At 44.3% G+C, this 24604-nt stretch carries 18 protein-coding genes; 12 read left to right on the forward strand and 6 right to left on the reverse strand.

Annotated features, from left to right (window positions below):
* Window positions 1–23 precede the first annotated feature (23 nt).
* Window positions 24–3179 (reverse strand): SusC/RagA family TonB-linked outer membrane protein, encoded by a 3156-nt coding sequence (locus tag GVN20_RS21275; RefSeq protein WP_166560290.1) that lies wholly within the window; start codon window positions 3177–3179, stop codon window positions 24–26.
* A 398-nt stretch (window positions 3180–3577) separates the two neighbouring features.
* Here GVN20_RS21275 and GVN20_RS21280 point away from each other — a divergent pair, with 398 nt between their 5' ends.
* Together GVN20_RS21280 and GVN20_RS21285 are read left to right on the forward strand one after the other, a co-directional pair.
* Window positions 3578–4807: a fibronectin type III domain-containing protein gene (locus tag GVN20_RS21280; protein WP_166560291.1), complete on the forward strand. Its 1230-nt coding sequence runs from the start codon at window positions 3578–3580 to the stop codon at window positions 4805–4807.
* Between the two features lie 88 nt (window positions 4808–4895).
* A complete protein-coding gene (locus tag GVN20_RS21285; protein ID WP_206023338.1) occupies window positions 4896–7499 on the forward strand; it encodes a PQQ-dependent sugar dehydrogenase in 2604 nt (867 codons plus the stop codon).
* A gap of 15 nt (window positions 7500–7514) precedes the next feature.
* Here the strand turns inward: GVN20_RS21285 and GVN20_RS21290 are convergent, their stop codons facing one another.
* Complete coding sequence (locus GVN20_RS21290) at window positions 7515–8102, reverse strand: substrate-binding domain-containing protein (RefSeq protein ID WP_166560292.1); 588 nt, start codon at window positions 8100–8102, stop codon at window positions 7515–7517.
* Between GVN20_RS21290 and GVN20_RS21295 the strand changes: the two genes are divergently transcribed.
* The 5 genes from GVN20_RS21295 to GVN20_RS21315 all read left to right on the forward strand — a co-directional run bounded on the left by GVN20_RS21295 (window position 8093) and on the right by GVN20_RS21315 (window position 15158).
* Window positions 8093–9031, forward strand: a complete 939-nt coding sequence (locus tag GVN20_RS21295) for an inositol-3-phosphate synthase (protein ID WP_310586842.1) — start codon at window positions 8093–8095, stop codon at window positions 9029–9031. The genes GVN20_RS21290 and GVN20_RS21295 overlap by 10 nt on opposite strands.
* 315 nt (window positions 9032–9346) lie before the next feature.
* A complete protein-coding gene (locus GVN20_RS21300) occupies window positions 9347–10291 on the forward strand; it encodes a ParA family protein (RefSeq protein ID WP_166560293.1) in 945 nt (314 codons plus the stop codon).
* Between the two features lie 14 nt (window positions 10292–10305).
* Window positions 10306–11148, forward strand: a complete 843-nt coding sequence (locus GVN20_RS21305) for a hypothetical protein (protein WP_166560294.1) — start codon at window positions 10306–10308, stop codon at window positions 11146–11148.
* A gap of 479 nt (window positions 11149–11627) precedes the next feature.
* Window positions 11628–14270, forward strand: a complete 2643-nt coding sequence (locus GVN20_RS21310; RefSeq protein WP_166560295.1) for a c-type cytochrome — start codon at window positions 11628–11630, stop codon at window positions 14268–14270.
* A 24-nt stretch (window positions 14271–14294) separates the two neighbouring features.
* The gene (locus tag GVN20_RS21315) at window positions 14295–15158 is read left to right on the forward strand and encodes a DUF1080 domain-containing protein (RefSeq protein WP_166560296.1); all 864 of its coding nucleotides are present in this window, start codon (window positions 14295–14297) and stop codon (window positions 15156–15158) included.
* A 91-nt stretch (window positions 15159–15249) separates the two neighbouring features.
* Here the strand turns inward: GVN20_RS21315 and GVN20_RS21320 are convergent, their stop codons facing one another.
* Window positions 15250–17085, reverse strand: coding sequence for a CocE/NonD family hydrolase (locus GVN20_RS21320; protein WP_229599145.1), 1836 nt, complete (start codon window positions 17083–17085; stop codon window positions 15250–15252).
* Between the two features lie 358 nt (window positions 17086–17443).
* On the opposite strand from GVN20_RS21320, the gene GVN20_RS21325 reads away from it, so the two are divergent.
* The 3 genes from GVN20_RS21325 to GVN20_RS21335 all read left to right on the forward strand — a co-directional run bounded on the left by GVN20_RS21325 (window position 17444) and on the right by GVN20_RS21335 (window position 19476).
* Complete coding sequence (locus GVN20_RS21325; protein ID WP_166560298.1) at window positions 17444–17821, forward strand: hypothetical protein; 378 nt, start codon at window positions 17444–17446, stop codon at window positions 17819–17821.
* Between the two features lie 108 nt (window positions 17822–17929).
* Window positions 17930–18421: a hypothetical protein gene (locus tag GVN20_RS21330; RefSeq protein WP_166560299.1), complete on the forward strand. Its 492-nt coding sequence runs from the start codon at window positions 17930–17932 to the stop codon at window positions 18419–18421.
* Window positions 18422–18501: 80 nt separating this feature from the next.
* Window positions 18502–19476, forward strand: a complete 975-nt coding sequence (locus tag GVN20_RS21335) for a YitT family protein (protein ID WP_166560300.1) — start codon at window positions 18502–18504, stop codon at window positions 19474–19476.
* 75 nt (window positions 19477–19551) lie between these two features.
* On the opposite strand, the gene GVN20_RS21340 is transcribed toward GVN20_RS21335, so the two are convergent.
* Entirely contained in the window at window positions 19552–20373 is an 822-nt protein-coding gene (locus GVN20_RS21340) for an XRE family transcriptional regulator (protein ID WP_166560301.1), read from the reverse strand.
* 252 nt (window positions 20374–20625) lie between these two features.
* Between GVN20_RS21340 and GVN20_RS21345 the strand changes: the two genes are divergently transcribed.
* Together GVN20_RS21345 and GVN20_RS21350 are read left to right on the forward strand one after the other, a co-directional pair.
* Complete coding sequence (locus tag GVN20_RS21345; RefSeq protein WP_166560302.1) at window positions 20626–21096, forward strand: YopX family protein; 471 nt, start codon at window positions 20626–20628, stop codon at window positions 21094–21096.
* A gap of 199 nt (window positions 21097–21295) precedes the next feature.
* Window positions 21296–22264, forward strand: a complete 969-nt coding sequence (locus GVN20_RS21350; RefSeq protein ID WP_166560303.1) for a site-specific integrase — start codon at window positions 21296–21298, stop codon at window positions 22262–22264.
* Between the two features lie 85 nt (window positions 22265–22349).
* On the opposite strand, the gene GVN20_RS21355 is transcribed toward GVN20_RS21350, so the two are convergent.
* Window positions 22350–23372: an LLM class flavin-dependent oxidoreductase gene (locus tag GVN20_RS21355; RefSeq protein ID WP_166560304.1), complete on the reverse strand. Its 1023-nt coding sequence runs from the start codon at window positions 23370–23372 to the stop codon at window positions 22350–22352.
* Window positions 23373–23375: 3 nt separating this feature from the next.
* Window positions 23376–24533 (reverse strand): ATP-binding protein, encoded by a 1158-nt coding sequence (locus GVN20_RS21360; RefSeq protein WP_166560305.1) that lies wholly within the window; start codon window positions 24531–24533, stop codon window positions 23376–23378.
* Window positions 24534–24604 lie beyond the last annotated feature (71 nt).

Raw genomic sequence — 24604 nt, forward strand, 5'->3', positions numbered from 1 at the left:
GATTCTTTATGTCCGTAATATAGTTAAAACTTAAACGTCAGGTTCACTCCCATGCTGCGGGTGGAAGGAAACTGGGTCAGCTCCACACCAGGCGTCAGGGTTCCGTTGTTGAGGTTGCCGCCTTCGGGGTCAAAACCCGGAAACGAAGTAAAATTGAAAAGGTCGCGACCAAACACCGCCACGCTCATCTGTCGTATGCCAGTACGGCGGAGTAATTGTTGCGGAACGTTACCTTCAAACCGAACTTCTCTGATCTTTAAGAATGAAGCATCAAAAATGTTGGTTTCGGCATTGCTGATCTGAAAGTAGTTGTCGTAGTAGGCGCTTGCGGCCACTTTAACGGTATTGGGCTTATATGAGCCGTCGGACTGTAACACTACGCCGTTGCCGATCAAACCGCCGTCGCGCCCGGGCAGGGTAACGCGCGTTTTGCCGAGGGTATTGTTTTTATGATTGGTTTGCGAATACATACTTCCGCCCATTTGTCCATCCAGCAATATGCTCACTCTGAACCCTTTATAATTAAATTCGTTCATAATGCTTCCTTTCCAGTCGGCAAAGGCATTGCCCCATTTTTTAACGTTCGGGTCAAGTTGGGCGGGCAGGCCGTTGGTGCCGTAGATGATTTGGCCATCGGGCGAGCGCTGAAAACCGCGCCCGTACATGTCGCCCATCAGGCCGCCTACGCGGGCTTCAATGCTGACGTTGCTCCCGTGATTGTAAATGGTCTGGTTAGTAATGCCTTCGGCAAGATCCTTCACATAACTGCGATTGCGTGACCAGATCAGCGTGGTATTCCATGTAAAAGTGGGGTTACTTACGGGTTTGCCCGTGAGTTTTACTTCCCATCCTTTGCTGTTGATGAGGCCCGCATTGATGAGCGCATTGGAAAATCCCGACGTGGGGTCGAGCGGAACCGCCAGAATCTGGTTGCGGCTGTTGTTGTTGTAATAGGCCACATCCATGCCAAGACGGTTTTTATACAGACGTAGGTCGATGCCCAGTTCATAACTGGACGTGATCTCGGGCTTGAGGTTGGCATTGAACAAGGTTCCCGGGTTGGTAAAACTGTTTCCGTAAATACGGTCGTAGTAGCGGGCGGTTTGGTAGGGGCGCGTATCATTGCCCACCTGCGCCCACGACGCTCTGAACTTGGCAAAGGAAATGGCTTCCGGCAGGGTAAACAATTCGTTCAGTAGGAAGCTGCTGCTCACGGAGGGGTAAAAAAAGGAATTGTTGGCAAAAGGCAGCGTGCTGGACCAGTCATTCCGACCGGTCAGGTCAAGAAAAATCTTTTCGTCGTAGGCAAACTGCGCCGATCCGTAAACGCTGTTGATGGCTTTTTTCGTTTTGAGCGGGTCGGCAACGGCCTGATCCAGGCTGTTGGAAATCTGATAGATACCCGGTTGAGCCAACTGATCGGCATACATTCCCGCAAAATCATAGGTTTGGCGCATGGCATTACCTCCAGCAGAAGCCGTCAGGCTGATTTTATTGGATAGATTGTCTTTGTAGGTCAGCAAAAAATCCGTGTTAGATTCATAACTGAAGACATTTTGCTCCCTGAACATCCCTCTGGGGTACTTGGTCATGCTGAAAGGGCGCTGCTGCGAGCGGTATTCAAAAGACATATCCACGCCCGTTCGGACCATCAGGTCCAGTTTTTTTGAAATTTCATAGTTAGCCGATATATTTCCGATCAGCCCATGTTTGTTCAATTTATTCAGCATCTCGTACATGCTCAGGTAAGGATTATCAGGCCCAGGATTGAACGGATTGCGTTGTTGCACTCCTTCCAGACCTGGCTGCCAATAGGGCTTGTACCATTCGGGCCGCACATTTGGCGCGGGCCCGATGATCAGGAAATACATCAGCGATTGATTGTTGTAGCCTGCGGCGGGAAGATTATCGCTGCGTTTATTGGTATAATTGGCCTTTCCCATGATCTTCAGTCGGCTCGACAGTTGCTGATTGACCGACAGTGCGGCATTGATGCGTTCAAAACCTGTATTGGGGATGATCCACTCGTTTTTTAAGTGAGTAAACGAAAACCGAGCCGACCCTTTATCCGTTCCGCCTTCGAGCGAAAGACTGTTGGAAAAGGTTCGTCCCGTTTGGAAATACCCCGAGATGTAGTCTTTGTAGGCTACCCAGGGAGTGCGTTCTGTGGGCTTGCCGTCGGGAGCGTCGGGATTGTACTGAAAGTAGGATTGACCGTTAAATTTCGGGCCCCACGCCCGTCCGGCGGCGGCCGTGGTGCTTGTATTGATGCCGTCGGCACTGTTTAAGTAGGAATAATAGGCGTCGGTACGCCCTTCACCGTACTCAAACTGATAATCGGGCCAGCGGTTTACCTGCTCAATGTTGAAGTTGGTATTGAAAGTCACGCCGATGCCCCGGTCTTTGCGGACCCCGGTTTTTGTGGTGATGATCAGCGCACCGCCCGCGGCCCGGCTCCCGTAGAGAGCCGTGGCTCCGGGGCCTTTCAGCACCGTAACTTTTTCTATATCGTCGGGGTTAAGGTCAGAAACGGTAGAGCCGTAATCAATCGGACTGTCGGCCGAAAGGTGCGAGCTGAAGCCCGTGCCCGTGATTTTGCTGCTGATAGGAACACCGTCCACTACGATCAGGGCCTGATTGTTTTCCAGATTGAGCGATGATTCACCCCGGAGTGTAATCCGGGCCGAGCCCATGGGCCCGCCGCCTACGCCCTGAATGTTCAGTCCCGCCACTTTTCCCGAAAGGGTATTGGCCCAGTTGTTGGTTTTGGCATCCACTACGACGTTGGCATTGATGGTTTGGGCGGCAAAACCCAGTGATTTTTCTTCACGTTTGATACCCAATGCCGTCACCACCACCTCACTTAGGGTTTTGGTATCCTCCTGTAAAACAACATCAATGCTGCTGCGATTGCCTGGAGTTATCTCCTGAGTGGCAAATCCGATGGCGGAGAACGTTAATACGGAGGTGGCAGTTACCCCGTTGAGTTTGTAATTTCCGTTGGCGTCTGAGGAGGTGCCGACGGTGCCGCCTTTGATCAGAACGTTCACTCCTGGTACCGCCTCTCCCGAAGCCGAAGTGATCTTGCCTGAAACCGATGCAATCTGAGCTTGTACAAAAGAGGAGAAGATACAGCACAACACCATTAGCCATCCACTGCAAAGTAGATTTTTTTTCATAATTTTACTGCGTTTTTAGTGACCTGATAAGAAACTGAAAATCACTTGAGTCACAGCCGGTGCAACGGCTGTGACTTTTTTTATAAAATGTTTCGCTGCAAAATTAGGGCTTCAGCAAGCCGCCGACGTTAAGAAACGTTTAAGGCTTTGTTAATTTTACTAACAGCCGATGCTTCATTTGTTCATAAAACGTTACTTTCAGAAAGAATTTACCTTTGAATTCCTGTATCAATCCATATACATCGTAAAACCTGCCGAGCGAGTAACTGCCTGGGTGGAGGGGATGCCAAAATAGTGGAAAAAGTTGCCAACATCTGCGGAGTAAACCTTGGAAAAACAAAGGTTATTTGCAGTATAATGTCTATAAAAAATGTACTAATATTTCCTGATACAGCACTATGCAACTGTTTTATCTATTTCTCCTTGTGTTTTCGATGGGTGTACAGTCTGTTCAGGCTAAGTATGTTGAGATCAACATTCAGCCCCAAGCAGGAGAACAGTTCAAATCTGCCGCGTATCGGTTATGGATTCCTCGCAATACGGCTACCGTTAGGGGAATAATTGTCAAACAGCACGGCTGCGGTACAGGAGCCTCCAATCACGGGCTCAACCACGCCAATGATCTTCAATGGCAGGCCCTGGCCCAAAAGCATCAAATGGCACTGTTAGGTACGGAGCTGACTAATTTTGAAGCCTGTTCGCAGTGGTTCAATACGCAGGCAGGTTCAGGAAATGCCTTTCTCCGGGCACTGCAGGCTCTTGCCGAAAAGACGGGTCATGCCGAGTTGACTGCCGTTCCGTGGGCATTATGGGGTCATTCGGGCGGCGGGTTTTGGTGTACAGGGATGCTGTTTGACCATCCTAAAAGTGTACTGTGCGCTATACCGAGGTCGGGTGGGTATGCTTCCATGGTTTGGAATGCCGCTGTAAAAGAAATCCCGGTCATGTGGATGGCAGGTGAAAAAGACATTGTTGACGGTCAGGATTATGTCAAAGCGCTTACCTTCAAATCCTTTAATGCATACCGACGCCTCGGGGCGTATTGGGGGGTAGCTATTGATCCCAAAGCCGACCACGGCAACCGCGATGGCCGCAGTTTTTACATACGATGGATGGATGAAATGCTTTCGTTGCGACTCCCGAAAGAGGCCCGAAAGCCCGTGCTGTTGGATTCCCTGATAGGTTGGTTGGGGCATCCGACTTCGTTTGAGATCAAGCCTTTTGCGGCTGTACCTGAAAAACGAAATGATTGGGTTTGGCTGCCTTCCGAATCGGCCGCTCATCACTGGCAAGAGTTTGTCCGTAGGGGATGGGTGACGGATACTTCAGCCCCGCCCACTCCGCAAAACCTATCCCTAAGCCCTGCCTCATCGACTGGGGTCATGTTGAAATGGGAGGCGGAGATTGATTTGGAGAGCGGAATAAAGCAGTTTACTATTTATAGGAACGGTGCATTGGCAGGAACAGTGCCGGGGCAGAAATCCAATTTTCACGATGCGCCGGAGCCCGCGAATCCACTTTTTCACTACGTGTTTTCTTCACTGAGTCAATCGGACAAAATCACCGTTACGGCAGTAAATTATCAAAATCTCGAAAGCGGAAAAAGTAAAGAAATCAGTATAAAGTAGGAGCATCTGTTCTTTTTTCTTCGCTATTGGACTTAATAAAAACGTTTTAAGCGCTTATTAGCTATTTTCTCATTATTAATTTTTAGAAATGAAGATCATTAAGTTGAAATATCTATTATTGGCCTTGTGTTTAACTGGATTCACGGTCGCTACTGACGTTCCCAGTAAACCCGACGACAGCCGTTTTACCAAGATCGTGCTGGACGATGACCTTAATGAACCCATGGAACTGGACATTGCCGACGACGGGGTGGTGTATTATATTGAACGGATCGGTAACCTCAACAGTTTTGACCCTAAAACCAATAAAAAAAAGCTCATTGCCAAGCTGAGTGTACGTGCTACCGCCGAAGACGGACTGCTGGGCCTGGCCCTTGACCCTAATTTCAGTACCAATCATTGGCTGTACATGTATTACGGCGACCCAGTACCTCAAAGAGAGGGGTTTGCAAACGTACTTTGTCGTTTTGAGGTCACAGCCACCGGATTGATCAATAAAAAAGAAATTCTACGCGTACCGCTGCTGCACGAAGGAGTCAATCATTCAGCGGGCTCGCTTGCCTTTGACGCGAAAGGGAATTTGTATCTTTCCACCGGCGATAACACCAGTCCATTTGAATCAGACGGCTATTCGCCTTCGGATGACCGTCCTGGCCGCCTTCGCTTTGACGCCCTCAAATCATCTGGCAATACCAATGACCTGCGCGGTAAAATTCTGCGAATTCATCCTACAATGGATGGCGCATATACCATTCCCGAAGGAAACCTGTTTCCCAAAGGCACGCCCGGCACCCGTCCTGAAATCTACGTGATGGGATGCCGCAATCCCTACCGTATTTCGGTAGATAACCGTACTGGATTTCTGTACTGGGGAGAAGTGGGCCCGGATGCCGGGAATGACAGCCTGATGCGCGGCCCGAGAGGAAATGACGAAATCAATCAGGCACGCCGGGCAGGAAATTTCGGTTGGCCGATGTTTGTCGGCAACAATAAGCCGTATTATCGTTATGATTTTGATGCAAAGAAATCGGGAGAGCTGTTTGATGCTCGGAAACCGATTAATTTTTCCCGCAACAATACAGGGCTGAAAGAACTTCCTCCCGCCCAAAGCGCCTTCATTTGGTATCCGTATGCCGATTCTCCCGAGTTTCCAGAACTTGGTACGGGCGGGCGCAATGCCATGGGTGGCCCGGTCTATTATTACGATGATTATGAAGCTTTTGCGGGAAAGTTCCCCCGCTATTTTGACAAAAAACTTTTTATATACGACTGGATGCGAGGATGGGTGTTTATGGCTAAAATGAAAGAAAACGGTGATTTGGAAAAATTGGAGCGCTTTCTGCCGGAGACCGAATTCAACCACCCCGTTGATATGGCCTTTAATAAGAAGGGTGAGCTCTACATGCTGGAATACGGTACTTACTGGCGCGCCAAAAATACCGATGCCAAACTGGTTCGGATTGAATACAACGAAGGTAACCGCGCCCCGGTGGCCAAAATTACAGCCGATAAAACCGTTGGAGCCGCGCCGCTGAAGGTCCGATTTTCGGCCAAAGGTTCTTTTGATTATGATAAATCCGATTCGCTGAAGTATGAGTGGTTTTTTACGGCAAACACCGTACAGGGTCGGGGGCCTGAGCCAACCTTTACCTTTACCAAGCCTGGTATTTATCAAAGTCGAGTACGGGTCACTGACCCCAAAGGAAAAATGACGGAAAACAGACTGACGGTACGCGTAGGCAACGAACCGCCGACAGTCAGGGTGGACTGGCAGGGAAATCGCTCTTTTTATTTCGATGAAAGCGAAGTCAACTATCAGGTAAAAGTAACTGACCGCGAGGACAAAATCACTGACCCCAAGCGAATCAAGGTATTGTTTCATTACCTGCCAGAAGGTGAAGACGCAGCAGGTATGATGGCTACAGGAGAAGTGACGCTGAAAGGCAAAACATTGATAGAACAAAGTGACTGCAAGGCATGTCACGCCCTCAATAATAAATCCGTAGGTCCGAGCTATCAGGAGGTAGCCAAACGCTATTCCGAAGTCGACATTTCGAAACTGGCCGAAAAGATCATCAACGGCGGGGGAGGGGTTTGGACCAAAGACCACGTGATGTCGGCGCACCCGCAACTGCTCAAGGAAGATGCCGCCGAAATGGTTCGGTATATACTTTCACTCAACAGACCAAGCCCGCAGCTTCCGTCAAAGGGAAGTGTCAAACTAAGTCAGCCGCAGGGGAGCTATTTTATGATTGCCCGCTACACCGATGCCGGAAGGCTGGTGGGGCAGGATATTGTTCGTTTGCGTCCCGCAAAATTTGTGGCTTCCGAAGCGGATGTATTCCATAAAGTGGCTAAGAAAAACGCCCCCGCCCTAGGTGCTTCCACAATGAATTACAATGAAACTGGTGCCTGGATCTGCTTTAAAAATTTGGATTTGACCGGGTTAAAAACCCTGAAAACCAATCTCTATACACCAAAACTGATCGGTACGCTGGAAATCAGGGCGGGCAGCCCGTTGGGGCCCGTCATTGCAGAAGTACCCGTCGGCGGTAAGGATGTAGAAGAAACCACGGTCCCCCTTCGTGCGTCCGAAGGGCTGCAGGATGTTTATGTCGTGTACAGGGAAACGTCGGGAGGAGCCAATATCTGGAAAACGCTGAATCTTCGATGGCTTGAGTTTGGAAAGTAATTCTGGGGCAGAAACTCAGTAGATATAAACGAGTGATTCATCGCTGTTTTTTCCGCTCAGGAAACTGCTGTATGAACTTACCACCAGAGTATCGGCACTTGTTTTCAGGCTAGATTTCCGAATGATCAACTCATTGGAGAGGGTTTCGGCGCGTGATTTTGTCGATTTGTTTTCATTTTCAATTTCGTTGATACAGAGTTGGGCCGCCATGCTGCCCATTTCAAATCCCTTTTGGCCCAGACCCGTTACCGAAGGCTCAAGCAGCGCCAGTAAAGGATCGCAACTGAAAGCTGCCAATCCTAGTTGACTGCCGATGTGAAGACCCATTTTTTTTGTCTCGGAATAAACCGCCAACGCTATTTGTTCTCCAGTGGCAAAAATAGCATCGGGCTTTTGTTCCATACTCATCACCTTCTGAAAGCCCACTCGTCCTTCTTGAAAACTCATACCCGTTTTCACGATCAGTGATTCGTCAGGCGTCATTCCGTATCGACTGATAGCTTCCCGGTACCCTTTGATTCGACTGCGACAGGTGTTCAAATGATCTCCTCCCGTTAAAATAGCGATACGCTGATAACCTGGAAGGTGAAAATGTGAAGACACACACCGACAAGTCGACGCTGGTCGAAGAGCTTTTGGCAGATATTGAAAATTTCAAAATTGCCCACAACTGCGACCGTCTTGTAATGGTATGGTGGGGTTCGACGGAAATTTACCATGAGGCACAAGAGGTACATTCTTCATTGGCAAAGTTTGAGGAAGGGTTACGTACAAATGACCCGGACATTGCCCCCTCAATGATGTATGCGTATGCCGCCTTAAAATCGGGGGTTCCTTTTGCCATGGGGGCACCCAATCTTTGTCTGGATATTCCCGCGCTGGAAGAATTGGCCCTATTGACCAACACCCCTATTGCGGGCAAAGACTTCAAAACGGGACAAACCCTGATGAAAACAATTGTGGCTCCTGGCTTAAGAGCAAGGGCTTTGGGCGTAAGAGGCTGGTTTTCAATCAATATTTTAGGTAACCGCGACGGATTGGTACTTGATGTTCCCGAAAACTTTAAAACCAAAGAAGTATCCAAGGGCAATGTGCTGGATGGAATCCTGAACGGTGAACAAAACCCTGAATTGTGGGGCGATATACATCACAAAGTGCGAATCGAATATTATCCTCCTTTGGGTGATAATAAGGAAGGTTGGGATAACATTGATATTTTCGGCTGGATGGGGTATCAGATGCAGATCAAAATTAATTTTCTTTGTCGGGATTCAATTTTGGCCGCACCGATCGTGCTTGACCTGGCCTTGTTTCTTGATTTGGCCAAGCGGGCCGAATTGGCGGGAATTCAGGAATGGCTTTCGTTTTATTGGAAAGCTCCTCAGACTTTGCCCGAACTGGAGCCTATCCACGATTTGTTTAAACAACTTGAGAAGCTCGAAAATACCCTTCGTTATCTGATGGGGGAAGAGCTGATCACGAACTTGGGTATGGATTACTACCAAAATGTGGAGGAAGATGCCTCTTATTAGTTGTACTGATAAAAGTACTTTGGTAAAACTTTACCACAATACTTTTATTTGAAATTACCATTTTATCAATTATTTTTCTCTGTCGTGAGCTTAGCCTGTTAAATCATAATTTTGGTGGTGAAACCTTTACATTCACTAACTAGCTCGCAACTACTATTTTCAATTTGAATTTATTGACAATTCACATTCTTTGATGTCTCATCAAGTAAATCATGATTATGTAACAGGGTACTTTTAGATAATTTTATATCTAAAAAAAGAGATATTGATAAAATTATATCTAATTTTGGCTCTCTACTTTAACCCTTATTGCTGATGTTGACACAGGATATTGTGTTTCGATTTCTTAGATCAAAACCTGCACTGAATCATTCACAAATTGAAAAAGAGGCGGGATTGCCTTCAAAAACCCTCTACAAGGCGCAGGGTGGACTGATAAATCTCAACGAGAACCACTTGTCTAAATTGGGACCAGTATTGAGAAACTATGGTTTTTCGGAGGAGCAATTCAGCAAAGCCAAAGTAATATCTATCGTCAATCACAAAGGCGGAGTCGGAAAAACAACATCTACCATCAACCTTGGCAAAGCCCTGAGTTTGCTCGGGAACCGCGTGCTGATGCTGGACATGGATTCGCAGGGAAATTTGTCACAATGTTTTGGAATCCATCAACCCGAAACGCAGATAATTGATTCTTTGTTGGATAAAAGAGAGCTTCCAATCATCGAAATAGAGCCAAAACTGCATTTATCCCCCTCTGATATTCAAATGGCTTACCGGGAGTTAGAACTGGTAAATTCAATTGGCAGCGAGAAGCGATTATCCAACAAACTTGCTCCTATCCTCTCTGAGTATGATTTTATTTTGATTGACTGCCCTCCCGCTCTTAATGTGCTGACTACCTGCGCGCTGGTTGCTTCGCACGAATGTCTCATTCCGATTCAGCCCGAAGCATCGGCCTATCACGGGGTTGAGAATCTGTTTAATCGTATTTTTGAAATTAGAGAACATTTGAATTATTCGTTACGAGTGAGGGGGATTTTTTTTACAATGGTTCACAAAAATCAGAGCGTTCATCGTACAATGATTGATCATATTTGTCAGGTTTATGGTCATTTTGCCATTTTTGACACCCTGATTGAAACCTCCACGGTCATCAAACAATCGCAGGTAGCCAAACAAGACCTGTTTGAATATTCCCCTAAATCCAATTCCGCAAACCAGTATTTGGCGCTGGCTAAGGAACTGGCAACAGCATAAATTTTCTTCGAGATATGGCAAAAGATTTCATGTCGGGTATCAAAAAAGCAACAGCTCAATTGCCTAGTTCGGCATTTTCTGAAGTGGAAAAAATAAAAAAGCAACTTATCATTCTGGAAGAACTTCGTCAATTTATTACCCCACTGACGACCGACGAATTGTCCATACTGGAAGCAAATATCTTGAGTCAGGGATGTAAAGACCCACTGGCCGTATGGGAAACAACTCGAAAGGCGGCGGGTTTGGATGACACTGACGAAATGGCTTATGTGTTAATCGACGGGCACAATCGATACACGATTTGCCAAAAATATACGATTGATTTTAAGATTGTACTTCTAAAGTTTGATGACCTTGAGAAAGTCAAGGATTACATGATTGATTTCCAACTAGGACGTCGAAATTTAAGCCCCGAGCAATTGTCTTTTTTTAGGGGGCTAAGGTACAATCGTGAAAAAGGTCGCAAGGGAAAATACGACCGCGAAGAAGGTGGTATAGATATCTCGAAGCAGCTGGCCGATGAATTCAAAGTTAGCCAGCGTACAATTAAAAACGATGGAAATTTTGCCAAGGGTATTTCTAAGTTTTCGCCAGAGCTACGTCAACAGGTATTGGCTGGCAACGCCACTCTGAACAAAACAACAATACAGGAATTGGGCAAACGGGAAGATGTTGCTGAAGGAGCGTTTCAATCCCTTGAGGCACTTTCTGAGCCCGCCAAAACAGACTCATCTCCTTTTCTGGTAGAGCTGACACAACGCAAAAAGGAAGTAGCAAGAATTGCGACAAATATGGTTTCAAAATCAGACTACGCACTGCTTGTGCAAAAGGTAAAAGAATTAAAAAAATATTTATAATGTATTAATAATCAACATTTTAACCATAAGTGCAAAACTTGCACTTATGGTTTTTTACTTTTTTAATGTAGAAGTAGTGGCTACAAAAACACAGAAATATTCGGTTGTTCTTGTGAAAAAATGAAAGAATTTAAAATTGTTGTTTTTAAATACAAAGAATAAAAAATATTTATAACTATCTGATAAACAATATTTTAATCATAAGTGCAAAACTTGCACTTATGATTAAAACGTCAAAAGTTATGTTCGTCTAGGACTTCACTCAAGGTTAAACATATACTAATTATCATCCAAATCAGAAAAAAGGTATATTCATTCGGTTGAATTAGTAGTTTTGCGTGAGTTATGAGAGAACAAACTCGTCTTTTACTTAATAATTGGAGTTGAAGTAGCAAAATAAATCATCAAAAGACTTCGAAGTCAGTATTATAATCCGTTAAAACCCTACTTTACTCAATGACCATAAATTTCTATCTTATATGCTAAAAGTCTCCTACACACTAATTGCTTCATTGCTTTTCCTCATTTTAAACGGTACCCAACCGTGGAGAACTGAAACACCGAAAAACTACACTACTACAACCAGAATTGATTCCCTACGGAATGCTTCAAGTTGGCCCGAAGAGCTTAGTATTTCTAATTTCAGCAGCGCCGACATCACACCCAGTCCAGCATGTATTGCCGTAGCTCCTTCAGGAGAGGTGTATGTTGGGGTTGATAAAATGGGTTCACTTGGTAAAAAACCTGGCAATGGAAGTATAGTCAGATTGGTTGATACTAATAATGATGGAAAAATAGACCAACATACTACGTATGCTTTGGCGGACAATCCGCGTGGAATTCTACCCATTGGCGACCGGGTTTATGTACTTCATACCGTGTTCTCCAAAGAAACGGGAATTGCAACGGGAATGAATTTGGTGGTTTTTGAAGATAAAAACAATGATGGGGTGGCCGATGGACCTTCATCCCTTCTTATCGAGCACATCAGTTCGCCCAAATTTCTACAAAGTCGCGGAACTGACCACGCCACCAACGGAATCCGCATGGGGATTGATGGATGGATTTACATAGCAGTTGGGGATTTTGGTTTCCATAACGCTACCGACCGTTCAGGAAAAAAAATGACCATGTTGGGCGGGGGAATTGTCCGTGTTCGTCCTGATGGTACCGAAATGGAAGTATATACCCATGGCATGAGAAATATTTATGACGTAGCCATTGACCCGTACATGAATATTTTTGCCCGGGGCAATACCAACGACGGCGGCGGTTGGAACATTCGTTTCAGCAACCAAATTCAGTCTGGCGAATACGGTTATCCCGTGTTGTTCAAACATTTTACCGATGAAATTATCCCCGCACTGATTGACTTGGGCGGCGGCTCGGGAACTGGAGCGCTGTTTATGGATGACGCAACTTGGCCCGCAAAATACAATAACGTACCCATGATGGCCGATTGGGGGCGCAGCCAGCTCTATATTCACCGCGTTACGCCAGATGGTGCCAGCTTTACTCAGAAAGAGGAGCCGTTTATTAAATTAGCCCAAATCACCGATATTGATATCGATGCTTCTGGGCGGGCTTATCTTTCAGCTTGGGATGGGGCAGGTTATTCGGGCAATCCTAAAAAAGGATTTGTGGTACGGGCTGTCCCCAAAAACTGGGTTTACAAGCCTTTTGCTGACCTTAAAAAAGCGTCGGTAAGTAAGTTAACAGCCTACTTATCTTCGGGCAGTGCAGTAGCTCGATTGGCGGCCCAGCAGGAATTGCTTACGCGTCCGACGAAAAAATACAGTAAGGCGGTTTGGAAATTAACAACCGACAAAAATAAACCGCTTGCGGCACGCGTAGCGGCGCTTTTTACCTACGCACAAGCCACTGGAGTTGAGGGTATAGCGAATCTACTCAAGCTGACAGAAGATGCAGATTTGAAAGAATTTGCGTTACGCGCATTGGCAGACCGAAAGGGAAATCTGGCGCCCGTGCCAACAGAACCATTCCTCAATGGATTAAAAGATTCTTCTCCTCGGGTTAGGGTGGCGGCTACCGTTGGACTGGGCCGTTTGGGTCGTACAGAGGTCGCTGATGCGCTGTTGCAAGTGGCCGTTCCTTCCACGTTTGCCGCTCCAGCCATTGGTACGGAAGGCCCTCACGCTACGCCAAATTCGGCCATTATTCCAGCCCACATCGCGGTACGGTCGCTTGTAAGCCTAAATGCCGTGGATGCTTGCGTAAAAGCCATTGGAACTGCCAATTCAACGATTGCGCTTTGGGCGTTGCGCTATATGCACGATTCTAAAGCTGCAAATGGGTTGATGGCTGCCTACCAGCGTACAAATGATGAATCGCTAAAAAAGCAAATCCTTACTACACTTTCGCGGATTTATAAAAAAGAAGCTGATTATGATGGCTCTTGGTGGTGGAGCACTCGCCCCGATACCCACGGGCCTTATTATAAAGCAATTACGTGGGAGTCTTCAGCGGCAATCAAGGATTTCTTGGTGGCGGAGTGGCAAAAATCGACCGATAAACAGTTTTACATCGACCTAAACAGTCGTCACCGGATGGAAATCCCTGAGTTTGGGAAAGAAGAACCAGTGGCCGTGAAGGAGGAAGTAAAGGTTGATTTGGAAAAAATCAGGAATAAAAAAGGACAGGTAGGAGAGGCGTCGATTGAAGATGTTATGTTGGCCATGGCCAAATTTCAGGGAGATGCGGCGTTAGGAAAAACGATTTTTACCCAACAAGGCTGTATTGCCTGCCACAGCCTTTCAAAAGGCGAAGTAATGAAAGGCCCTTTCATGGGGCAAATTGGCTCTATCATGAATCGGGAACAGATTGCAGAATCTATCCTAAAGCCCAATGCCTCAATTTCGCAAGGATTTTCTACGGTTCTCATCACCGCCAAGCGTAATAAAAGCTACATGGGCTTCATTACGGAAGAATCGGCGACCAAAGTAGTATTGAGAGATATTACGGGGCAGGTCACAACCCTTAAAACATCTGACATTGTCAGTCGTAAAGAAATGGAAACGTCGATGATGCCTTCAGGGTTGGTTAATGCACTTTCTTACGAGGAATTTGCCTCATTGCTGACTTTCCTTGCCCAACAAAAATAATGTAACGTACTTAATAATATACCTATGAAAGCATCATTGACAGGCCTATTGATCCTACTCGGAGTCGTGGCTTTTGGGCAAAAAAAAGCCGATAAAGAGGAATGGAAACAATTGTTTAACGGTAAAAATCTCGACGGTTGGGATGTTAAAATCAGAGGATACGCCCTTAACGAAAATTTTGGAAATACCTTTCGGGTCGAAAACGGCAGTATGGTTGTGAGGTATGACGCTTACGATGATTTCAAACAACAATACGGCCACATTTTCTACAAAGGTGATTTTTCGTATTATCGGGTTGCTGTAGAATACCGTTTTGTGGGCGAGCAGGCTCCCAAAGGAGAAGGCTGGGCCTGGCGCAATAGCGGCATCATGGTTCATGGTCAGCCCGCCGAAACCATGGGTTTAAAGCAAGATTTCCCAGCATCTATCGAAGTACAGTTATTGGGAGGAAACGACAAAAAACGTACTACCTGCAACCTATGTACGCCGGGTACAAATGTTGTCATTGACGGTAAGTTAATTACGCAACATTGCATTAATTCTACCTCACAAACCTATAATGGGGATCAATGGGTACGGGCCGAAGTACTGGTATTGGGCGATTCACTCATTCAACATTTTGCAAATGGAGAAAAAGTGTTGGAATACAATAAACCCCAACTTGGAGGCGGTAACGTGAGCGGACACGACCCTGCACTGTTGGTCAACGGAAAATTATTGGAACATGGATCAATCTCGCTGCAAAGTGAAAGTCACCCCGTTGAATTCCGTAAAGTTGAGCTGTTGGAGCTGAAAGGATGTATGGACCCGAAAGCCAAAAATTACAAATCCTATTTTGTAAAGGCCGATAACTCGACCTGTGAATACAAAAAAAGGAGAAGAAAATAATCACTTAAGTCCTTCATTTAAAGGTGTTTGTTGAAGTAGTTGTTAGCTTCAACAAACACCTTTTTTTATTACAAAACATTGAAAGAAAGAATTACTCTAACACCCTGACGCTGACGTAAGAAGAACTATTGCCTGAGCAATACACACGGTGAAAGGCTTTCTGAAAATCACTCGCTTCTGCTTTGTAAATATTTACGAACTTTTGTGGATTACGGTCAACCAATGGAAACCAACTGCTTTGGACCTGAATCATAATTTTGTGACCCTTTTTGAAGCGGTGGGCGGCGTCCTGCATGTCGAAGGCTACATGCTCAACTTTATTGGGTACCATTGCCTCAGGCACCGTAAAACTCTTTCTGAATTTAGACCGCATCACTTCTCCACGTACCAATAATTGAAAACCACCCATTGCTTTACGTGGATTTTCGGGGCTATCATTGGGCGCATTGCCCGGATAAACATCAATCAATTTTACCACAAAATCGGCGTCAGTGCCCGTGGTTGATACAAACAGATTGGCAAAAACATTGCCCGAAATCGCCACATCCTCCGTCAAAACTTCCGATTCATACACCAGCACATCGGGGCGTTGGGCGGCAAATCGTTGGTCTTCGTACATGAAATCGCTTCCTCTGATATTTCTAATTTCGGCGGTGTAAGGAACGGGCTTGTCTGGGTCGCTTAGGTACTCATTGAATGCGGGTGGGGCCGTTGTGATGGTGGGCGAAAAAGAAAGACTACTATCAGAGTGCAGATAAAGTTTTTTTTCAACGGTATTTTTGGGAGGCCATTGGTCATATTTTTTCCATTCGTTGGAGCCAGTTTCAAAAATATAAGCTTTGGGCAGTTCTGGGTTTGGTTTTTCTTTCAGGTAATGATTAAAAAAGGGTAATTCAATGTTTGTTTGGTAAAAATCGCTTGTACGGGAGCCAAAACGGATATGGCCCAACGATTCACCCGTGCCCCGTGCCCATCCGCCATGAATCCACGGACCCATGACCAAGTGATTGGGCGATTTTGGTTGGTTACGTTCAATACCTGCGTAAGCTTTCAAAGGTCCGTACAAATCTTCTTGGTCAAACCAACCGCCCACCACCATCACGGCGGGTTTGATGTTTTTAAGGTGCGGAACTGGCGTACGTGATTGCCAGAATTCATCGTACACTTCATGCTCCATCAACTGATTCCAAATGCGGTTTTCTCCCTTAAAAATCTTCTCATTTACATTTTTAAGCGGCCCTAGATTTTTATAAAACTCGTAGCCATCGGGAGTGCCGTAGGCCGAAAACCCTGGCTTCCCCTTGGGGCTAGGTGTGGGTCTTGGCGCGCCGTAAGAAGAGATAAACGAAAACGTACCCATCAAAAAAAATGCCCCGTTGTGGTGGCGGTCATCGCCCATAAACCAATCTGTTACGGGGGCTTGTGGCGAAGAAGCCTTCAAAGCGGGATGCGCTTCGATGTTGGTCATGGTGGTATAATAACCCGGCGCAGAGATGCCCCAAGTGCCCACCCGACCGTTGTTTCCTGCCACATTTTTGACTAACCAATCAATGGTATCAAATGCATCGGAGCTTTCGTCATTATCGGTTTTGTTTTTCTTGTTTGGAATAAACGGGCGATAGGCTTCAAAATCACCTTCAGACATGTATTTTCCTCTAACATCTTGATAAACAAAAATATACCCATCGCGTGCAAAATGCATGGAAGGCCCCAGTGATGTTTTGTACAGTGTGTCGCCATACGGTGCCGAACTGTAAGGCGTGCGGCAAAGCATAATGGGGTATTTTGCCCCCGTCGATACATCCTTTGGAACATAAATAGAGGTAAACAGTTTGACCCCGTCACGCATGGGCACCATTCGTTCTAGTTTTGTATAATGCTGTCGCACGTAGATAGAATCTTCCTTGGCTTTTGTGAGTTGAGCCATCGAACCAGTGGAGTACAAAAGGAAAAAAAACAAAATCGACATGAAGCCAATTTGATCGTTTGAGGTAAACCAACGTGGGGGGAGTTTACTAAATAATGGGGGGGGAGGAGACGTAAATCTAAGTTTTTGCATAATGAAGTGAGGACAAAATAGAATAACCTATAATTATCGCAATATACTGCTTCAACGCCTATTTTTAGCTAACAAAGGCGCTTAAACCTGTTTATTTTAAAGGTATTTTTTGAAAAGGCAGTTTTTTATTTTGTTTTTCAATTGTGATTTCTTCTCAAACAGTAGTTTAAATTTGCTATTTTTTGTAACTTGCCGAAATACAATAATCAATTATAACCTTTATTTGGTGAAAAAAGCGGCAAAACTGATTGGTTTCTTAGGCATTTTAACCCTGTATAGCTTTATATTAAGCTTATACAGTGGGAATGCTTTTGTCAACCATTCAGCAGATTTGCAACTTGCTGATTCTCAAAGTAAACACAGTAGTTCTGTACAATTACCAGAGCTATTTTGCCTCACTGCGCACGCCGAAATATCAGTTGCGCCTCCACAATCCCCTTCGTTTCCTCGTCCCGAAAACTTTATAAACAGGTTTCTGGCGTGCTACAAAACAGCTGAGCAGTTATTTGACACGACTTTTTCACAGTACAGTTTCTATTCCCTCAACTTATTGGTGCGTTTAGAGCGGACCGATATCATTTTTCCTTTCCATTACTTCTGGTAATTAAGTTTTTATCCTTTCGTAACTTCTTATAAATTATTCTTTGCAGAAATGGCTTTGACTGTCGTCTCTGTAGCGATTGTGTATTTTAAAAATTTAAAAGACTAAAAAATGGATTTAGGAGCTTCAATCGTAGGTATGATTGTCATACTTATTTGTATCATACCGTTTGTTTTAATAAGTGTAAATAATCGTAAAAAAGGTGAGGAACTACGCCAAAGGCTTTTCGATTTTGCCAAAATGAGCAATTTTACTGTCAGCAGATTTGATTCATGGCATCGTTCAAGCATTGGAATTGATGACCAAAATGACGTAATTTTCTTTACAAGAACCGTGAAGGACCAAGCGTTTTTACAACAAATAAACCTCTCTGAAATTCAAAAATGTCGGGTCATTATCACCCGAAAAACAGCCAGTAGTTCGGGTGGAATCGATATACTTGAGTTGGCATTTACTTACCAGAATAAACAAAAACCAGAGGTTATTTTGGAATTTTATAATGCTGCTCATGATAGTTTGACACTATCTGGTGAGCTGCAAATGGTAGAAAAATGGGGTAAGATTGTCAATGACAAAATTGCAGTAGTGACCTCTCTACGATAAATTTCCCCTCCCCAACAGTGTTGCTTAGCGACTCTGTTGGGGATAAAATTCACACCCATCCATTTCAAAATATAAAAAATATGAATTCGTTCTTGACCAAAGTAATCACCCAAACGATTCTTCGCAATAAAAAATCGCTAGGGGACCAACAGAAATATTCAGACTTCGTACTGGCCAAAGGCTTTCGTGAACTCAAAATTAATATTGTCAGGTATTTCAAAGATTTTATCTTGGTTTGCCTCGGAATTGCGTCGGCCGCTTTTGGGTTGGAAAGTTTCTTGATTCCCAATAGTTTTATCGATGGAGGTGCCACTGGAATATCACTCCTTATTACAAAGCTGACGGGTATACCTCTCGCGGTTTTATTAGTGCTGATAAATTTACCGTTTGTCTTCCTCGGTTACATCGTCATCGGCAAACAATTTGCGGTCAAAACGGCCCTCGCCATTGCGGGTTTAGCAGTTTGTGTGGCAACCGTTCATTTTCCGGAAATAACCAACGATAACTTGTTGGTGGCCGTATTTGGTGGTTTTTTTCTGGGAGCCGGAATTGGTTTATCCGTGAGGGGTGGGGCCGTGATTGATGGGACAGAAGTCTTGGCTATTTTTCTAAGCCGCAAGTTTGGCACCACCATCGGTGACATTATCATCATGATTAACATTGTTATATTTTCGGCAGCAGCCTACTTTCTTTCCATTGAAACTGCCCTTTATTCAATGATTACGTATTTGGCTGCTTCCAAAACGTTAGATTTTGTCATTGAGGGTATTGATGAATACACGGGCGTTACCATTATTTCGGTTCACAACGAAGAGATACGGCAAATGATTATCAACGAAATGGGCCGAGGTGTGACGGTATACAAAGGAAAACGCGGCTACGGTAAAAGCGGCGAAACTGGTGAATTTGATATTATTTACACGGTTATTACGCGTTTGGAGCTTAATAAATTGAACACCGAGATTCAAACCATTGATCCCAATTCTTTCGTTGTAATGAGCAGTGTAAAAGATACCAAAGGTGGGATGATTAAAAAACGCTCATTGAAGCACTGATTAAAGTTTGTGAAAAACAGTATCGTTTAGTTTCGCGGGGAGTAGTAGAGGCTACTCCCTTTGAGTGCAAAAGGCTTATTTCTTGTCATTCAATCCTAACTTCAGGGCAATAAACTCTCTTTTTAGCCCCCTAATTTCATTCAGTATTTCGCCAAAGGGTGCTTCTTGTTCGGGTTCGGGAAGTTCAGAACTCATATAAAGACTGAATTCCCAAATCTCCAACACCTCTTCCAATTTTAAATCATAGGGAGCATAAAGCTTATTTAAGGAAGTGAGTGTCAGGTACGGTTCGGTGGTTTGGACTGAGGGTTTAGCTGTTACTATTTTAAAAACAATGTCTTCTTTGGTGATGATGATATAAGCATTGTTTTCGCGGACGCTAAACCAGTTATGAACATGAGAGCCAAGTACATACGAGCCATCAGGTATTGGATACATAGAATCTCCTTCTATCTGAAACATCCGAAACTTCCGATTTGTGGGGAGCATTGGTAACCTAAACTGTACCAACTCGGATATAAAATCGGCATCTTCGTGCCCTCCGCCAATGTACCCTGCTTTGGCTTTTTTCGGTACCAATTCTACGTTATCAAGGTTGTCGTTGCCCACTGATATGGGCAGAATGCGCAAGTTGAGGCCCTTGGCATTTTTGAGGTGAGCATTAAAGATTTCATCCAGTTGGCTGGCATTCATTGTTGCCAAATTTTTTCTAACCAACGTCTCCAGGCTTACCTTAAAAATATCAGCCAGACGCAGGAGAACGTCCATCGGTGGCATAGAACGTCCGCGTTCGTATTGAGAATAGCTTCCCCGCCCGATTTGTACTGCATCGGCGATGTCATTCTGACTTTTATGTTCTTTGTTTCTGAGGAAAACAAGGTTTGAGGATACGTACATGCTACAAATTGTTACGTAACAAATGTACAAATGGTTGGATAAATACCCAAATAGTAGCCAATTTATTGGTATACAAAAAATATACCTGAAAAATCATTGCAAAAACTTGTATGTGATACATATTGTAACATATATTTGCAACAATATGTATCAAAAATAATCATCTGATGTACAAGCTCAAATCTTTTGCGATACGGTTTTGGGTACAGTCATCCGAAGTGCTTTAAGTTCAAAATTTAAAACAACAATACGATGGATTGGCTACCTAACAAACGAAATGTATTTAAGGTATGGGATGGAAAAAAAATGCATCTATCGCCAGTTAAGCTAACACTCGATGGTTTGCCTGTGCAACTTCATATTGATGAGGGATTGAAACTTATCTTACCTGATGGCTCAGCTTTTCAAACTAATCCGAAAATAAAACGGTTTATCGAACTCCAATTTATTGGCTTTAGTGACAAAAACGGGGAGAATCTCTTCGAAGCAGATATTGTCATTTACAACGGACAACCTTGCGTCATTCTTTGGAATGAGGTTTTTAAAGCTTATCATTTTTATTCGGTCAAAGACAATAAACTCCATTTAGAAGGCCCAGTTAGAAGTTCGCATGAAAAAGAAATTGAGATATTAGGAAATATTTTAGAGAATCCTGAATTCATAAAACCATTTCGGGTTCAAATAAATAACTCCTTCAATAACTCTCGACGCATGGCAGGATAGTTGCCGTCTACTACTTTAAGCTAATATTTTTTTTGCCTTTTTTCTTCGCTCATTAAGCTGCATTTATTGAATAAATCAATTGCACTTAGTTTTATAATTTTATATCTTTTTTTTATTCGTAAGTAAAATTATTACTTACGATAAGGTTTAATTATCACAAGTAATAATTATTTTTGTTTTTCACCCCTTTTTTGAACCGATGTCAAAAAACACTGCCTCTCAAAACGTTCCAGCAACTTCGCCTAATGCCCAACTTCCCAAAGCACTTTCTGGAAAAATCGCCGATTATGTGCGCAAAGGCTTGGAAGGGGCAGCCAATACCCAACGCGCCTATAAATCGGATGTACATTATTTTAAGGAATGGTGTAATGAAAACGGGCAAACAGAATTCCCCGCCACGGCTGCGACTTTGTCAGCGTACGTTTCACATTTGGCCGATACGCACAAGTGGGCGAGTATTAATCGTAAATTAGCGGCCATTCGGAAGTTGCACGAGTTGAATAATGTTGACCTGCCCACGCATGACCGGGCTTTCCAGGCGGTGATGGAGGGCATCAAACGAACCAAAGGCATTCGCCAAAAACAGGCTCCTGCTTTTCAGATGAATGAATTAAAGAAAGTTTTACGAACAATGGAGACCGAAACCAACGCTGGAATGCGTGATAAAAGCCTGATTTTATTGGGCTTTGCAGGAGCTTACCGCCGTTCAGAATTGGTGGATTTAAACATCGAAAATATTGAATTTAACGAAGAAGGAGCAATAATAACCTCGTCAAAAAGTAAAACCAATCAATACGGGGAAGCAGAAGAAAAGGCATTTTTTTACAGCCCCGAAGCAAGTTTATGTCCTATTAGGAATTTAAAAAACTGGATTACGCGGCTAGAGCGCTCCGCTGGCCCGCTGTTCGTAAGAGTACGTAAGGGCGACCGACTAACGACTGACCGACTCAACGACATGACGGTTTATACTACGGTCAAAAAATACTTAGGAGAAAAATATTCGGCGCACTCCTTGCGGGCTTCATTTATCACCATTGCAAAGATCAACGGTGCCGACGATTCTGAAATTATGCGTCAAAGCAAGCATAAAACGAGTTTGATGATTCAGCGATACACCCGAATTGAGGACATCAAAAAACACAATGCCGCCACAAAATTAGGTCTTTAAAGCCGCCTGAGAATCGTTTATTTTCTGAGTCAAAGTAGTTAGCCCTAATTTAGACAATTCTCAGGCAGTTTTCAGGCCTATAATTCTACTGATTTACCATTGTCGCAACACGTGTCCCAATCAATTCGATGGATTTCATCAGCTTTAAATGCGATAATCCGGCATTGTCCATCTGGAAAGTTAATCGGGAAATACCACCAAGTGCTTCGCTGTGGCGCAGAATTTTTTCTGCTACTTCTTCTGGATTACCAATGAGCAGCGCCCCCTGTGGTCCTCTTTGGGCGTCAAAATGTTCTCTTCTCACGGGTGGCCAACCCCGTTCTTTACCGATTCGGGTAAAAGTTTCGGCGTAACCTGGATAAAAGTCGTCAATGGCTTCTTCGGTTGTATTTGCCACGTATCCGATAGAATGTAAGCCTACTTTTAATTTTTCTGGTGCGTGGCCAGCCCTTCTACCTGCTTCACGGTACAAATCAATTAAGGGCCGGAAACGGTGCGTTTCGCCCCCAATCACGGCCACCATCAGCGGTAAACCGAGCACTCCAGCTCGTACAAACGACTGAGGTGTTCCGCCTACCCCTAACCAAATGGGGAACGGATCCTGTTGGGGTCTTGGGTAAATGGGTTGGTTTTTAAGTGCAGGGCGGAATTTTCCAGACCACGTAACAGTCTCATTGTCACGGATGTTAAGCAATAATTCTAGCTTTTCTGAGAAAAGCGCATCGTAGTCCTGAAGATTCAGCCCAAACAATGGAAAGGCTTCAGTAAATGAGCCTCGTCCTACAACCATTTCGGCCCGACCTTGAGAAATCAAATCAAGGGTTGCAAAGTTTTGGAATACCCGCACAGGGTCAGCGGCGCTGAGCACAGTAACCGCGCTCGTCAGGCGGATTTGTTTGGTACGGGCGGCTGCCGCTGCCAAAATAAGCGCAGGGGCCGAGTCAAGAAACTCCTTGCGGTGGTGTTCTCCAATGCCAAACACATCAAGTCCTGCCTGATCTGCCTGTTCGATACGGTCCAATAAACGGGCCATTGCCTCAGTACTTGTATTTTCTGCACCCGTCGAGTTGATGGTTACCGCGGCGAAACTGTCAATTCCAATTTCCATTTTTTAGTTTACAATTTTGTTGATTTGTTCAATGCTAAACACCGTCGTGTCACTTCTTTTTTGAAAATCGACGCCACCATAAACCAAGTTCAGTTGGGCATCAGGGGCTATTTTTTTGAAATAATTGAGACCTTTAAAAAAATCGTTGTTGATGGTTTTTCCTGATTTTATCTCCACGGCTTTTAGTTGCGTTCCTTCTTGTATCAATAGATCCACTTCGTTTTGACCATAATCACGCCAAAAATAAAACCTTGGGCGGGCCCCTTCATTGAGTACATCTTTTTGTAACTCATTAATAATCAGGTTTTCAAATAGTGTTCCTTTTGCAAAATGTAGGTTTAGGTCATCCGTAGATTTTATCCCTAGTAAATACGCCGCTAATCCTGTATCATAAAAATAGACCTTAGGCGTACCCACCACACGCTTATTAAAATTTTGGTAATAAGGTTGTAAGCGAAAAGCGATGAAAGAAGTTTCCAAGACGGAAAGCCACGAATTCATGGTTTTGTTGTCAAGCCCTAGTTCGATTCCCAAACTATTTTGGTTGAATAACTGCCCAATTCGGCCCGCTAGTAGCTGAATAAATCGCTGGAAAAGTCCTAAATCCAAAATGTTTTTTACCTGACGAACGTCCCTTTCAATGTAAGTACGGAGGTAATTCTCGTAAAATGTATCTGCATCAATATCATCGACGCGTTTGCGCGGATACGAGCCCTCTATCAGGTATTGCTCCCAGTTTTTCGACTGATATTCGGTGTTTTTTAGTTCGTTCCACGAAAAAGGTAAAAGATGAAATACCGCGACTCGTCCTGCCAATGATTGGGTAATTTTTTCCATCAACAGAAAATTTTGGGAACCCGTCAAAATGTATTCACCTTTTCGGTTTCTTTCGTCAGTGTACACTTGCAAGTATGAAAACAATTCGGGTACGTATTGTACTTCATCCAAAATGACCCCGCCTTGGTATTGGGTCAAAAAACCCTGCGGGTCAGATTGGGCAAATTGACGAATACTCAAATTTTCCAGACTTACATACTGATAGTCAGGTCGTATCATTTTTGCGAGTGTTGTTTTACCCGACTGTCTTGGCCCCGTAATGCTCACAATCGGGTATTTTTCCAACAATGCATTTATCTTAGACGAGAGGTGTCGTTGAATCATTTTCGTACATTTAGGAATTCAATTCCTAAATGTACGAAAAACTAACTTTCTAAAAAAACGAACAAATTTAA

Source organism: Runella sp. CRIBMP (assembly GCF_009905605.1).
GTDB lineage: Bacteria > Bacteroidota > Bacteroidia > Cytophagales > Spirosomataceae > Runella.

Coding starts and splice junctions, on each gene's coding strand:
- GVN20_RS21305 (WP_166560294.1), top strand. CDS start 10,306: ATGGCAAAAGATTTCATGTCGGGTATCAAAAAAGCAACAGCTCAATTG.
- GVN20_RS21280 (WP_166560291.1), top strand. CDS start 3,578: ATGCAACTGTTTTATCTATTTCTCCTTGTGTTTTCGATGGGTGTACAG.
- GVN20_RS21275 (WP_166560290.1), bottom strand. CDS start 3,179: ATGAAAAAAAATCTACTTTGCAGTGGATGGCTAATGGTGTTGTGCTGT.
- GVN20_RS21345 (WP_166560302.1), top strand. CDS start 20,626: ATGGATTGGCTACCTAACAAACGAAATGTATTTAAGGTATGGGATGGA.
- GVN20_RS21355 (WP_166560304.1), bottom strand. CDS start 23,372: ATGGAAATTGGAATTGACAGTTTCGCCGCGGTAACCATCAACTCGACG.
- GVN20_RS21360 (WP_166560305.1), bottom strand. CDS start 24,533: ATGATTCAACGACACCTCTCGTCTAAGATAAATGCATTGTTGGAAAAA.
- GVN20_RS21330 (WP_166560299.1), top strand. CDS start 17,930: ATGGATTTAGGAGCTTCAATCGTAGGTATGATTGTCATACTTATTTGT.
- GVN20_RS21315 (WP_166560296.1), top strand. CDS start 14,295: ATGAAAGCATCATTGACAGGCCTATTGATCCTACTCGGAGTCGTGGCT.
- GVN20_RS21285 (WP_206023338.1), top strand. CDS start 4,896: ATGAAGATCATTAAGTTGAAATATCTATTATTGGCCTTGTGTTTAACT.
- GVN20_RS21320 (WP_229599145.1), bottom strand. CDS start 17,085: ATGGCTCAACTCACAAAAGCCAAGGAAGATTCTATCTACGTGCGACAG.
- GVN20_RS21335 (WP_166560300.1), top strand. CDS start 18,502: ATGAATTCGTTCTTGACCAAAGTAATCACCCAAACGATTCTTCGCAAT.
- GVN20_RS21310 (WP_166560295.1), top strand. CDS start 11,628: ATGCTAAAAGTCTCCTACACACTAATTGCTTCATTGCTTTTCCTCATT.
- GVN20_RS21350 (WP_166560303.1), top strand. CDS start 21,296: ATGTCAAAAAACACTGCCTCTCAAAACGTTCCAGCAACTTCGCCTAAT.
- GVN20_RS21340 (WP_166560301.1), bottom strand. CDS start 20,373: ATGTACGTATCCTCAAACCTTGTTTTCCTCAGAAACAAAGAACATAAA.
- GVN20_RS21300 (WP_166560293.1), top strand. CDS start 9,347: ATGTTGACACAGGATATTGTGTTTCGATTTCTTAGATCAAAACCTGCA.